Annotated in this window: 12 protein-coding genes; 11 read left to right on the forward strand and 1 reads right to left on the reverse strand. The window is 61.9% G+C overall.

What is annotated here, in order from left to right:
* Positions 1-705: hypothetical protein (locus H3V53_RS40685; protein WP_336602652.1), on the forward strand; the 705-nt coding region annotated here is incomplete at its 5' end.
* A gap of 407 nt (positions 706-1,112) precedes the next feature.
* Complete coding sequence (locus H3V53_RS40690; RefSeq protein ID WP_336602653.1) at positions 1,113-1,844, forward strand: transporter substrate-binding domain-containing protein; 732 nt, start codon at positions 1,113-1,115, stop codon at positions 1,842-1,844.
* Between the two features lie 271 nt (positions 1,845-2,115).
* Here the strand turns inward: H3V53_RS40690 and H3V53_RS40695 are convergent, their stop codons facing one another.
* Positions 2,116-3,111: an AraC family transcriptional regulator gene (locus H3V53_RS40695; protein ID WP_336602664.1), complete on the reverse strand. Its 996-nt coding sequence runs from the start codon at positions 3,109-3,111 to the stop codon at positions 2,116-2,118.
* A 206-nt stretch (positions 3,112-3,317) separates the two neighbouring features.
* Between H3V53_RS40695 and H3V53_RS40700 the strand changes: the two genes are divergently transcribed.
* The 9 genes from H3V53_RS40700 to H3V53_RS40740 form a co-directional block, all read left to right on the forward strand.
* Positions 3,318-4,373, forward strand: a complete 1,056-nt coding sequence (locus H3V53_RS40700) for a beta-keto acid cleavage family enzyme (protein WP_336602655.1) — start codon at positions 3,318-3,320, stop codon at positions 4,371-4,373.
* A gap of 138 nt (positions 4,374-4,511) precedes the next feature.
* A complete protein-coding gene (locus H3V53_RS40705; RefSeq protein ID WP_336602656.1) occupies positions 4,512-5,852 on the forward strand; it encodes an MFS transporter in 1,341 nt (446 codons plus the stop codon).
* A 53-nt stretch (positions 5,853-5,905) separates the two neighbouring features.
* Positions 5,906-7,918 (forward strand): acetoacetate--CoA ligase, encoded by a 2,013-nt coding sequence (locus H3V53_RS40710; RefSeq protein ID WP_336602657.1) that lies wholly within the window; start codon positions 5,906-5,908, stop codon positions 7,916-7,918.
* An 84-nt stretch (positions 7,919-8,002) separates the two neighbouring features.
* Positions 8,003-8,983, forward strand: a complete 981-nt coding sequence (locus H3V53_RS40715) for a quinone oxidoreductase family protein (RefSeq protein WP_336602658.1) — start codon at positions 8,003-8,005, stop codon at positions 8,981-8,983.
* A gap of 25 nt (positions 8,984-9,008) precedes the next feature.
* Positions 9,009-9,857, forward strand: coding sequence for a TauD/TfdA dioxygenase family protein (locus tag H3V53_RS40720; protein WP_336602659.1), 849 nt, complete (start codon positions 9,009-9,011; stop codon positions 9,855-9,857).
* 18 nt (positions 9,858-9,875) lie between these two features.
* Positions 9,876-10,442 (forward strand): RBBP9/YdeN family alpha/beta hydrolase, encoded by a 567-nt coding sequence (locus tag H3V53_RS40725; RefSeq protein ID WP_336602660.1) that lies wholly within the window; start codon positions 9,876-9,878, stop codon positions 10,440-10,442.
* Positions 10,443-10,453: 11 nt separating this feature from the next.
* Entirely contained in the window at positions 10,454-10,810 is a 357-nt protein-coding gene (locus H3V53_RS40730; RefSeq protein WP_336602661.1) for a Rieske (2Fe-2S) protein, read from the forward strand.
* A gap of 40 nt (positions 10,811-10,850) precedes the next feature.
* The gene (locus H3V53_RS40735) at positions 10,851-12,479 is read left to right on the forward strand and encodes a 3-(methylthio)propionyl-CoA ligase (RefSeq protein WP_336602662.1); all 1,629 of its coding nucleotides are present in this window, start codon (positions 10,851-10,853) and stop codon (positions 12,477-12,479) included.
* Between the two features lie 139 nt (positions 12,480-12,618).
* Positions 12,619-12,813: porin (locus H3V53_RS40740; protein WP_336602663.1), on the forward strand; the 195-nt coding region annotated here is incomplete at its 3' end.

The following is a 12,813-nucleotide window of genomic DNA, read 5'->3' on the forward strand; positions in this document are numbered from 1 at the left end:
GCTGGTTTCCGACTTCGACAATCAGATTCTCAGCTGAATCCTCCACCGCCTTCAATCCTTCGCCCCAATCCCCCGTACACCACTTTCGACTTTAGCTCCGAGGGTGGTGGGGTGAATGCGTACGTGGAGAAAGCACTCGCCAAGCATCGCGCATCCCTCGACAAATGGCTCGACAAAGGTGGGGACGGCGGTACAACCTTCTTCAACTTCATGCGTGCTCTAGCAGATAGGTTTGATCCGGGCGGACTTATCTACTCCAACTTGTTTTGCATCGATGCTGGTGGGGGTGACCCGAGCTGCTCGGAATACTTTCCCGAGATCAAGCGCGTTTCGAAACAGCTACTGGATGTACAGTTCGATCACTTCCAGCCAGACGTCGTTATCTTCGCTCACGGGTCAGCGTCGGCGGCCACTAGGCGCGAATTCTTCCCGACCAAGGGAGTCGGAAGTGTTTGCGTTGGGCGCCGAGATTGGGAGGACGTGGGGATTTCCAACATGCAGCTCTGGGAGTTCGAGCTGTACGGAAAGTTTCTGTGCTACCGGATTCAACACCCTGCAAACTGGAGAGGGAGGGCGGCGGCTGAAGCGGCGAGGGCTCGTCGACACCTACTGGACGTCCTGACCCAGACGCTACCGAAAAGGCCATCGGTCGCAGCGCCAGTGGCCGACGCGGGCGTTCCGGTTATCGCCTTATCCGCGCCATGAAACAACGCGTCCGGATAAAGCTCGTTCAGAGGCGACAGGCGCTGTGCTACCCGACCCGTAGGCCTGCCGCCCGAACAAAGCGATATACGCGAGATGACAATCGGTCACGAATGGCCGCTATCTACGCCGAGCATCGAGAGTTGTTCAAGCGACTAGAGGACGCGTGATTGCATTACCGACACCGGCTGGATCCGAAGAACCGGCACCGTGAATGTCCGCTTCTTAGTGAATGGGAGGTCGCTAAAGGGTCGACTAGGGAAGTTCGGCGATCAATCCGGGCGGGCTGTTCGTCGTCAGCCCATGGATTTCCGGGTTCGGCCAAAAAGCGATGTCCGCGCATGTAAGTAGATTCGTCAACAATCGGCTCTAGAGATTTGATGGCCATTCCGATTTAGCGAGGCACAGTGATGAAGGTTACGATTGCGTACATCGAAGAACCCCCGTTCGGTTGGACGGAAGCGGATCGTACCGCTACCGGCGCGGACATTGATCTGGCCGACGCGGTTCTTCGGGCGATCGGTGCCACCCGGATCGAGCATCGCCTGACGACATTTAGTGAACTGCTGCCCGGCGTCGAAGCCGGCCGCTGGGATATGAACGTTCCGCTCTTCGTTACGCCCGAACGTGCCAATCTGGTCGCGTTCAGCGTGCCAGTATGGGCGATCGGGGACGGCTTCCTGGTTAAGGCCGGAAATCCGAAAGCGCTCAACAGCTATGTATCACTCGCCAAACGCCACGATGCTCGGCTTGGCATCATTGCCGGACAGGTCCAACACGACTCGGCGAGAGCGTCGGGCGTAAGCGAGGACCAGATAGCCATCTTCGAGCACCAGGCAGACGCTATCGAAGCGGTTCGCTCGGGGGCGATCGATGCGTATGCGAGCACCGCGTTGGGAAATCGCATACTGGCGGATCGTATCGGCGGCCCGGTGCTTGAGGCCGTGGAGCACAAGCCGGGAACGAATGGCAAGCAGCAAGGGCTTCCACTCGGAGCATTTTCGTTTAACAGAAGAAACAGCGAACTGCTCAATGCGGTAAACGGGCAACTTCGTTCGTATCTAGGATCACCAGACCATCGCGCTCGCATGGCGAGATTCGGCCTGACGCACAATGAGATCGATCCCGCTCTCGCCCGTTGAGAATGAGACGGGATTCGGCCAGGAGCGGCCGCTCGCCTGAGCCATGCAGCGGTCATTCGAACGGCTGGTCCACTTCGAAACCGGCCCGATGCGCGGCGCGCGCTTTGGCCATTGCCGTCACCGGGCTGATCGCCGGGCATGGGCCGCTATGGGTTCTTCAGTTGACGGTGATGAGTCGGTCTAGGCGAACGACAGTGTCCGTCACGGATTACACCCCATCGCGGCGACTTCGCATACCGGTTAGTGCCCGAGGCACGCCGTCGACTACCGGTCATTTCTCCAACTGCTTATTCCGCCATGAGCGAGGAGATGTGCCAAACCTAGCCGTGAACCATTGTGTGAAGGTTGACTGTCTAGGATAGCCGAGCAGCATTGCCACCTGCCCGATCGGGTAACGTCGATTGGTCAGATAGCGCGCTGCGAGTTCCCGGCGAACTTCCTCGACGAGATCCGAGAAGTTGGTACCTGCCATTCCGAGTTGGCGCTGCATCGTGCGTACGCTCAGGTGAAGGTGGCTTGCAACCTGGTCCACGGCAGCCTGCTCGATGGGCAGCAGCAAGTAGATGGTCTTGCGCACGTCCAGCACGATCGAGTTCGGCGCGGACACATTCAGAGGCTTAGCCAGGCTTTCCGCATATCTCACGAGTTCCGGATCGGCGTTCGGATTCGGGCGGTCGAGATCCTCTGCGGCGCAGACAATGCCATTGAAGTCGCTGTTGAACGTGACGGGGCATCCAAAGAAACGCCGGTGAAAATTCACGCTGGCAGGCGCGGAATGGGCGAAGTGGACGCCTCGCGGCTGCCAGTGCTCGCCCAGCAGGGCCACACAGCTGCGGGCCAGCACACCAAGGGCGAGTTCGATCGCCTGACGTGTCGGGATCCCATGTTCGACGACGATCTCCTCACGGATCACGACCGTACTTCCGCCCGTTTCCACGTGAATAGCCAGCGCCTCGTTGAGCAGGTGGCGATACTGAACCGCCGCCAGCAGGACCTCACGCAGTGTGCGCTTGTGCGAGAGCATGAGTTCGAGCATGCCGAAATCGAATGGCTGCCGGGTATCGGCCATCTCCAGCCCGAACGTCAGGCACTCCGCATTCGACGCGGCACTTTCCAGCAACTGGCAAACGGACGAGATGGGAATCCGATGATCGGGGTTGTGCAGAACAGCGACATCGAGCCCAACTTGCCGCAGCAGTTCATGTGGTGCCAACCCGTGCCGCCGGGCGACCTGCAAGTAGCCGCTCAACGCCCTGGCACGGACCATCGGCTCAGCCACTTTCAGTTCTCCTCGACGCGTCAATCGTGCCCTTCCTGGCACGCTGAGCGAGTGGTTGGTACTTCCACCTGGTGGCACCAAAACGAAAGTAATTGGCGCTGTAACGAAACAGTCTATCCCAAGGTCGCCCTACAGTGTAGCCATGCACCGAACGGCACACCGGCATCGGTGCTCAACACCCAGGAGCCCATTCCATGCAATTCCTCGACGACTCGCTTCACCCGCAAAACCAGCAGAAGGTTGTGATCACCGTCGCGCCCTATGCCCCCGAGTGGATGCCTTCTGATTTCCCTGAAGACATCGCGGTAACCATGGACGAGCAGATCCAGAAGGCCGTTGACTGCTATGAGGCCGGGGCGAGGGTGCTGCACCTGCACGTGCGCGAACTCGATGGCAAAGGCTCGAAGCGCCTGTCCAAATTCAACGAACTGATCGCCGGCGTGCGCAACGCGGTACCCGACATGATCATCCAGGTCGGTGGCTCCATCTCCTTTGCACCGGAAGATGAAGGCCAGGCCGCGAAATGGCTGTCCGACGACACCCGCCACATGCTGGCCGAACTGGACCCGAAGCCGGACCAGGTGACGATTGCGATCAACACCACGCAGATGAACATCATGGAGCTGATGACGCCGGAGGCCGTGGCAGGGACGTCGCTGGCTGAGCCGGCATTGCAGCAAGCCTATCGCGAGATGACGGTCCCCGCAGGTCCGGGCTGGGTTGAAGAGCATCTGCGCCGCCTGCAGGCTGCCGGTATCCAGCCTCATTTCCAGCTCGCGGGCGTTCACTCTTACGACACGATCGAGCGCATGATTCGCCGCGGCATCTACAAGGGCCCCGTCAACCTGACCTGGATCGGCATCGCCGGTGGCGCCGACGGCCCGAATCCCTACAACTTCATGTACCTCCTGCAGCGCGCGGCCGACGGCGTCTGCGTCACGTCAGAGTCTCTCCTGCACAACGTGCTGCCGCTCAACATGATGTCGATGGCAATGGGCTTCCATCCTCGCGTCGGCACAGAGGACACGCTCACCGATCAACGCGGCAAGCGCATGACCTCCGTGGAGCAGATCCAGCAGTGCGTGCGCGTCGCCCATGAACTCGGCCGCGACATCGCCACCGGAAAGGAAGCCCGCGAAATTTACCGCATCGGTACCTGGTACGACAGCGTTGACGAGACGCTGGCCGCAAACGGCATGGCGCCCAACCGCCATCCAGGGATCAGGGGCGTTCCGCTGCGCGCTGCCTGAGAGGCAGATCGTTCGTCGTAACACGAGTGTGTCGTTGCTTCGCAGACCTTTCGAAGCAACGAACTTTCGGTCTCGTTGTGAGATCGCCAAAGAAAAAGAGGCTCTCCATGCAAGAGCCCTGCTTCGGAGACGTGCATCATGAACTTGCATTCCGCCGCGCCGCGTTCGGACGACTGCGACGGCTACCTTGTCAGTCGGCGCCAGGCGTGGTTCGCCTTCGCAATGACCTTCGCGCTGATGTTGTTCGATTACATCGATCGTCAGGTGATCGTGTCGTTGTTTCCGCACCTGAAGGCCGCGTGGGGTCTGTCGGACATGCAACTTGGCAGTCTGGTGTCGATCATTTCCATCGTCGTGGCCGCGGGCGGCGTTCCCGTCGCGCTGATGGCTGACCGGTTCAGCCGGGTCAAGAGCATCTTCGTGATGGCAACGGTGTGGAGCCTGGCGACCATCTCCTGCATGTTCGCGCGCAACTTCGGGCAGCTCTTCGCAGCGCGAGCCATCGTTGGCCTTGGCGAGACCGGCTATGGTTCGGTGGGCGGCGCCCTGATCGCCAGCCTGTTTCCGAAGCGACTGCGCACCACGCTGCTTGGCGCCTTTTTCGCGGCGGCCTCGCTCGGTTCCGTGCTTGGCGTGATGCTGGGTGGCGTGGTCGCGGCCCACTGGGGCTGGAAAGCGGCGTTCGGTATCGTTGGCGTTCCGGGCCTGGTCCTGGCTTTCCTGTACCTGCTTGTGCCGGACTATAAGACCGTGGAACTCGCCCCCCGCATGGACCAGGCGCGGCACTCCTTGCAGAGCTTTACCAGGCACATCGTATCGACACTGGCCAGTTCGCCCACCGTATGGTGGACGTGCCTGGGCGCCGCCCTTCAGCTCGTCGTCGTGTCGATGATCTGGTCGTGGCTTCCAAGCTATTTCCACCGTTACCACGGCGCTGCCCCGGTCCACGCGGGCATGCTGGCCGCGATGATCGTGCTGTGCGGCGCCGTGGGCTCGGTCATCTGGGGCGTGATAGCGGATCGGCTCGCCGTTCGCCGGCCGCGCAACAAACTGGTGATGATGGCCATCCTGTGCACGGCAACGTTGCTGGTCTTCGCGACAGCCTTTGGCGTCACGATGCCAGCGAAGCAGCAGTTCCTGCTGATCACCCTTGGTGGTCTCCTGATGATGTGCACGATAGCGCCGACTGCCACCGTGGTGCTCAACGTGATTCATCCGGGCGTCCGCTCCACCGGGGCCGCCATTCTGTCGCTGTTCCAGAACCTCTTCGGCCTTGCTGTCGGTCCCTTCGTAGGTGGCCTCCTGTCCGATGCCTGGGGCCTGCAGGTGGCGCTCGCAGTCATGCCTGCCTTCGGTCTGCTCGCAGCCCTGTGTTTCCTGCGGGCCATGCGCACCTACGAATCGGAACTGTCGAAGGTTGAGCATATCCGGCTGGATGCCGCGACCTCGCCGGGTTCGCCGGTGACGGTATCGGCCTGAGGTCCGCAGCGATGCGCGTTGAACAGCAAACCCCACTTATCGGTACCCAAGCCATGAGCATCTCCATTAGCTCGACCGTGAACGACGGTGCACTGACGCCGGTCCCTGCCTGGTCGCCTTCTTCAGACGCAATTGACCACGCTCGCGTCACGCAATTCATGCGATGGCTCGAAAAAGAGCGCGGCCTGTCATTTCCGAACTACGATGCCTTGTGGCAGTGGTCAGTCGACGAGATCGACGCGTTCTGGCTGGCGTTGTGGAAATGGGCGGCCATCCCGTCGATCCAGAAGCCCCAGGTCGCACTTGCCGAAGCCACCATGCCGGGCGCTGCATGGTTCCCGAGCGTGCAGATGAACTACGTCGAACAGGTGTTTCGACACTCCGCGGCTGGCCGGCCCGCCATTGTCTACCGCAACGAGGCGGGAGAGACGGGAGAGGTGAGCTGGACCGAGCTGGAACGACAGGTTGCGAGCCTGGCGGCCTCCCTGCGCGGTATGGGTGTTGTCCGGGGCGATAGGGTTGCCGCTTACCTGTCGAATACCCCGCACGCGATCGTTGCGTTTCTCGCCGTCGCGAGCATTGGCGCTATCTGGTCGGCCTGCGCTCCCGATATGGGCGACCTGGCAGTGCTGGATCGCTTTCGCCAGATCGAGCCTAAGGTCATGATCGCAGTCGACGGCTATCGGTATGGCGGCAAGGAGTTCGATCGCCGACCGGTTCTGGGCACGCTGCTCGAGCAGTTGCCGAGCGTCGCGCACGTCGTCGTCGTTCCGACGCTGCGTTGCCAGGAGGATCCCCTCGGGTTTTCAAACGCGGTGACGTGGGCCGAAGCAATTTCGAAAGATGCGCTGCCGCTCGAGGTCGAGCATGTGCCGTTCGATCATCCGCTGTGGATCGTCTACTCGTCAGGTACGACAGGCCTGCCGAAGCCCATCGTTCACTCGCAGGGCGGCATCGTACTCGAGCATGTCAAGCTCACCACGCTCCATCTGGATCTGCATGCGGGTGACCGCTTCTTCTGGCAGGCCAGTACCGGCTGGATCATGTGGAATCTGCAGGTCGGCGGACTGCTCGCTGGCGCGACGGTATGCCTGTTCGACGGCAATCCAGGCTATCCGGACATGAACACACTCTGGCGATTCATCGGTGAGGCGGAGGCGAGCTTCTTCGGTGCAGGCGCGGCGTACTTCCAGGCCTGCGAAAAGTCCGCAATCGAGCCTAGCAACGTAGCCCATCTGTCCCAACTGCGCGCCATCGGCTCGACCGGTTCTCCGCTGTCGCCGGAAGGTTACCGGTGGATTCTCGATCGCGTCGGCCCGATATGGATCAACGCAATCTCCGGTGGCACAGACTTCGCGGGTTGCTTTGTCGCAGGCGTGCCTACGCTGCCCGTCTATCTTGGCGAGATGCAGTGCCGCTGCCTTGGCGCGCGGGTCGAGGCCTTCGATGAGGCGGGAAAAGCGGTGGTAGACGAGGTGGGCGAACTGGTCTGCACGGCACCGATGCCGTCGATGCCGCTGCGCTTCTGGAACGACAAAGACAACGCGCGCTACCGCGACAGCTACTTCGACATGTATCCGGGTATCTGGCGCCACGGAGACTGGGTGCGAATCACCCAAAGGGGCGGCGCCATCATCTATGGCCGCTCGGACGCCACGATCAATCGCCACGGCATCCGCATGGGGACCAGCGAGTTGTACAGGGCCGTGGAGGACTTGCCCGAGGTGCTGGACAGCATGGTTGTGGATCTCGAGTACCTGGGCCGCGAGTCCTACATGCCGTTGTTCGTGGTGTTGCGTCAGGGTGCCGAACTGACGCCTGCGCTCACTGAAAGCATTCGCCAACGTATCAAGGTGGCGCTCTCTGCGCGGCACGTGCCGAATGAAGTATTCCAGGTTGCTGCGATTCCACGCACGCTCTCTGGAAAGAAGATGGAGCTGCCAATCAAGAAGCTGCTGCTCGGACAGCCGCTGGAGAAGGTAGCCAACCCCGACAACATGGCGAATCCTGAAAGCCTGAACTGGTTCTCCAGGTTTGCCGCCGATCGCGGCGCGACGACACTGTAATCAACGTTAGCGCGACCGCCACGAGGTGCCGATCGGCACAAGGCTGACGCGCCCTACTCAGACAATGAATGAAGGAGCCAAACCATGGCTAAAGCTGTTCGCTTTTATGAAACTGGTGCCCCCGAGGTCCTGCGATTTGAGGACGTTGCTGTAGGCGAGCCCGGAGCCGGTCAGGTCAGGCTGCGTCAGGAGGCGGTCGGCCTCAACTTTGCCGACATTTACTTTCGCACCGGCCTGTATCCGGCGCCGCTGCCCTCGGGAATCGGGACTGAGGCCGCCGGCGTGGTGGAGGCAGTGGGCCCCGGTGTGACCAACGTTGTAGTCGGCGATCGTGTGACCTATACCGGCGCGGCAAACACACTCGGCGCGTGTTGCACGGAGCGGCTCATCCCTGCCGCTCCGCTCATCAGGCTGCCCGATGGCATTGCCTGCGAAACGGCCGCAGCCATGACAATGCGCGGCTTCACCTCGGCGTACCTGATGCGCCGCATCTACGACTTCAAGTCAGGCGACACCATCCTGCTGCACGCCGCTGCGGGGGGCGTCGGGCTGATCGTGTCGCAGTGGGCGAAGCTGCTTGGGCTGACGGTCATCGGCACGGTTTCCAGTGAAGCCAAGGCCGAAGTGGCGCGTGCCCACGGCTGCGATCACATCATCAACTACAGCCATGAGAACGTCGCCGCGCGGGTGCGCGAACTGAGCGATGGCGTCGGCGTCAACGTGGTGATCGACAGCGTCGGCAAGGACACCTTCGATGCCTCGCTCGACTCGGTCAAGCGCCGGGGACTGGTGGTCTGCGTCGGGACCGCGTCGGGCCCGATCCCGCCCTTCAACCCGCAAATCCTCGCCCTCAAGGGCTCGCCGTATCTGACCCGTCCGGCGCTGGCCGACTACATCGCCGATCCTGCTGAGAAGGCCGATCTCGCGGGCGAACTGTTTGGCCACGTGGCCTCGGGCTGCATCCGGATCGAGATCAACCAGCGCTACGCCCTGGAGGATGCCGCGCAAGCTCACCGCGATCTGGAGTCACGCAAGACGACCGGCTCGTCGGTCTTCGTGATCTGACGATCGCTGCTGCAAGGACATCATCATGCAAATCGAGCAACTGACTTACGCCCTTGGCGCAGAACTGACCGGCGTGAACCTGGCCGACGCCATTCACGACGAAGGCCTCTTCGCCGAGGTCCGCGCGGCGCTGCTGAAGCATCGAGTTCTGTTCCTGCGCGACCAGGAAATCAGCCGCGCCGAGCACGTAGCTTTCGCGCGTCGCTTTGGCGATCTTGAAGATCATCCGGTGGCGAGCAGCGATCCTGACAATCCGGGGCTCGTCAGGATCTACCGGACCCCGGAGCAGCCGAACGACCGCTACGAAAACGCCTGGCATTCGGACGCCACCTGGCGCGAGGCGCCTCCGTTCGGCGCGGTGCTGCGTTGCGTGGAATGTCCGCCGGTCGGCGGCGACACGATGTGGGCGAACATGGTCCTCGCGTACGAGAAGCTTCCGCAACACGTGAAGGACGAAATCGCTGGCCTGCGCGCGTGCCACAGCATCGAGGCGGTGTTCGGCGCCGTCATGCCGATCGAAAAGCGCCTCGCTCTCAAGGCCCAATACCCGGACGCGGAGCACCCGGTGGTGCGCACACATCCGGAGACCGGCGAAAAGGTCCTCTATGCCAACGTCTTTACGACGCACTTTACCAACTACCACACGCCGGAGCGGGTGCGCTACGGCCAGGACGCGAATCCGGGCGCCAGCGATCTGCTGCGCTATCTGATCAGCCAGGCGTACATCCCGGAGTACCAGGTGCGTTGGCGCTGGCAGAAGAACAGCATCGCAATCTGGGACAACACTTCGACCCAGCACTATGCCGTGATGGACTACCCGCCGTGCCATCGAAAGATGGAACGCGCCGGCATTATCGGCGGCAAGCCGTACTAAACCAGCAAGTAGCTTCCCATGAATTACGAATTGAAACCGACCATTCTGATGGTCCCGGGTTTGCGCGACCACGTCGCGGCGCATTGGCAGACCCTGTTGCAGCGACGGCTGCCGAAAGCGCTGTCGGTGCCGCCGCTCGAGCACGACAAGCTCAGTTGCGCGGCGCGCGTCTCGGCGCTCGACGCCACACTCGCGCGGATCGACGGCCCGGTCATTCTGGTCGCGCATAGCGCTGGCGTGATGATTACCGTGCATTGGGCCGCGCAACACAACGGCGAGATTCACGGTGCGCTCCTCGCGGCGCCCGTGGACCTCGAAACGCCGCTGCCGGCGGGCTATCCGCAGCTGAATACGCTTAAGGAGAACGGCTGGCTGCCAATTCCACGCAAGCCCCTGCCGTTTCCGAGCATCGTTGGAGCGAGCCGCAACGATCCGGTCGCGCACTTCGAACGGGTGCAGGACATGGCGCAGGACTGGGGCAGCCGCCTCGTCGATCTCGGCGAAGTCGGACACCTCAGTCCCGCTTCGGGCTTTGGCGAATGGCCGATGGCGGAGACATTGATTCGCCGCCTGGTACTGATGTGAGGGAGGCTGGGATGTCACGTCAGATCGTGGTGGGTGTCGCCGGCGAACTCGCCCCGGGGCAGCGCAAGCTAGCCTTCATCGATGGCCGCAGCCTCGTGCTGTTCAACATCGCGGGCACGCTGCACGCCATCGACAACACATGTCCGCACAACGGAGCCTCGCTCGCGGGCGGGCAACTGGAAGGCTGCATGTTGCGCTGCCCTGCGCACGGTCTGCGGTTCGACGTGCGCACGGGCTGCATGGCGGGGACGGGCGGATTGAGTGTCACGACCTTCCCGGTCGACATAGTGGATTCAAAGGTAGTGGTGAGTCTCGACGAGCACGACGCGACGCCCTCGCATGCGCGAGCCGGCAGCGCGCCAAGCTAAGCCGGTCGCGGAACCCTACAACCAATCAGGAGAAAGAAAGATGCAAGGCTTGATGATGCAGCAGCCGCTGCTGGTCGCTTCGCTGCTCACGCATGCGGAACGCCATCATGGTGAACAGAAAATCGTGTCGCGACGCGTCGAAGGCGACGTGCACCGTTATACGTATCGGCAGCTCGCGAAGCGCGCGCGCCGTATGGCCAACGCGTTGGGCACGCTGGGTGTGAAGCGGGGCGAACGTATCGGTACGCTGGCATGGAATGGCTATCGCCACATGGAGCTGTATTTCGCGGTATCGGGCTCGGGGTCCGTGCTGCATACGCTGAACCCGCGGCTGCACGTCGACCAGCTCGCGTACATCATCGAGCATGCGGAAGATCGTGTGCTGTTTTTCGATCTGACGTTTCTGCCGCTGATCGAGAGCGTCGCGCGCCGCGTGAAGAGCCCGAAGGTATTCGTGGCGATGACAGATCGCGCGCACATGCCGCAAGCTGACGACTTCGGCGGCATGCTGATGTGCTACGAGGACCTGATCGAGCAAAGCGATGACGTTTTCGAATGGCCGCTGCTCGACGAGAACAGCGCGTCGTCGCTGTGCTACACGTCGGGAACCACCGGCAATCCGAAGGGCGTGCTGTATAGCCACCGCTCGACCGTACTGCACACCTACGCGGCCGCGCTGCCGGATGCGATGAACTGTTCCGCGCGCGACGTGATCCTGCCCGTCGTGCCGATGTTCCATGTGAACGCGTGGGGGCTGCCGTACATCGCCTGCATGGTCGGCGCGAAGCTGGTGTTTCCGGGCCCGGCGCTCGACGGCAAGTCGCTCTACGAACTGATCGAACAGGAACAGGTGACGATGTCGGCCGGCGTGCCGACTGTCTGGCAGGGCCTGCTTGCGCACGTCGATGCTCTCGGAGCGACGTTCTCATCCATGCGACGCACGGTGATCGGTGGCGCGCCGTGTCCGACCGCGATGACGGACGCTTTCCAGAACCGTCATCAGGTCGAGGTGCTGCACGCATGGGGCATGACCGAATTGAGCCCGATTGGGACAATCTGCAGCTTCAAGGCACATCAGCAGTCGTTGCCCATGCCGCAGCGCCATGCGCTTCAGGCAAAGCAGGGGCGCTCGCTGTGCGGTATCGATATGAGGATCGTCGACGCGAACGGCGACGAGTTGCCGTGGGACGGCGAGAGCCCTGGCGATCTGCAGGTGCGCGGTCACTGGGTTACGCAGCAATACTTCGGCGCCGACGTGGTGTCGCCGCTGTGCGACGGCTGGTTTCCGACCGGCGACATCGCCACGATCGACCGCGACGGCTTCATGCAGATCACCGATCGCAGCAAGGACGTGATCAAGTCGGGCGGCGAATGGATCAGTTCTGCGGCCATCGAAAACGTCGCGTATCTGCATCCGGAAGTCTCCATGGCCGTCTGTATCGCCGCGCGGCATCCGAAATGGGACGAACGGCCGTTGCTGCTAGTCGTGAAGAAGTCGGGCAGCGAGCTGGCCGGAGACGAACTGCTGTCCTTCTTCAACGGCCGGGTTGCGCGCTGGTGGACCCCCGATGCAGTGGTGTTCGTCGAGACGGTTCCTCTCGGCGCGACGGGCAAGGTCCTGAAGAACCAGTTACGCGATCAATTCGGCGAATATTACCTTCCGGCCTGATCCGACGGTTTCGCAAAAACGTAGTTCGATTCACGCAGCAACGCGACCGGGTAGGTCGGACGTTCACAAATTTACAAACCATCTTGAAGCGACCGTAGCATGGCCTATTGCGCCAACGCCGGTACGCGGAGGAGACACCATGAAGTTGAAGTCAAGCAGCGCCATCGTGTTGGCCATGCTCGCCACCGCGGCTCATGCGCAATCGTCGGTGACGCTTTATGGCGTACTTGATACGGGCTTTCTGTACCAGAGCACATCCGCTGCGACGTTTCAGCCGCATGCGCCGAATCTGGGCCACACGTATCAGATGAAGGACGGCGGCATCTACGCGAGC

Source organism: Paraburkholderia bengalensis, from assembly GCF_037126505.1.
GTDB classification, from domain to species: domain Bacteria; phylum Pseudomonadota; class Gammaproteobacteria; order Burkholderiales; family Burkholderiaceae; genus Paraburkholderia; species Paraburkholderia bengalensis.

Bases quoted from the DNA above. Each gene is read 5' to 3' on its own strand.
- H3V53_RS40690 (WP_336602653.1), top strand. From the start codon at position 1,113: ATGAAGGTTACGATTGCGTACATCGAAGAACCCCCGTTCGGTTGGACG.
- H3V53_RS40695 (WP_336602664.1), bottom strand. From the start codon at position 3,111: ATGGTCCGTGCCAGGGCGTTGAGCGGCTACTTGCAGGTCGCCCGGCGG.
- H3V53_RS40700 (WP_336602655.1), top strand. From the start codon at position 3,318: ATGCAATTCCTCGACGACTCGCTTCACCCGCAAAACCAGCAGAAGGTT.
- H3V53_RS40705 (WP_336602656.1), top strand. From the start codon at position 4,512: ATGAACTTGCATTCCGCCGCGCCGCGTTCGGACGACTGCGACGGCTAC.
- H3V53_RS40710 (WP_336602657.1), top strand. From the start codon at position 5,906: ATGAGCATCTCCATTAGCTCGACCGTGAACGACGGTGCACTGACGCCG.
- H3V53_RS40715 (WP_336602658.1), top strand. From the start codon at position 8,003: ATGGCTAAAGCTGTTCGCTTTTATGAAACTGGTGCCCCCGAGGTCCTG.
- H3V53_RS40720 (WP_336602659.1), top strand. From the start codon at position 9,009: ATGCAAATCGAGCAACTGACTTACGCCCTTGGCGCAGAACTGACCGGC.
- H3V53_RS40725 (WP_336602660.1), top strand. From the start codon at position 9,876: ATGAATTACGAATTGAAACCGACCATTCTGATGGTCCCGGGTTTGCGC.
- H3V53_RS40730 (WP_336602661.1), top strand. From the start codon at position 10,454: ATGTCACGTCAGATCGTGGTGGGTGTCGCCGGCGAACTCGCCCCGGGG.
- H3V53_RS40735 (WP_336602662.1), top strand. From the start codon at position 10,851: ATGCAAGGCTTGATGATGCAGCAGCCGCTGCTGGTCGCTTCGCTGCTC.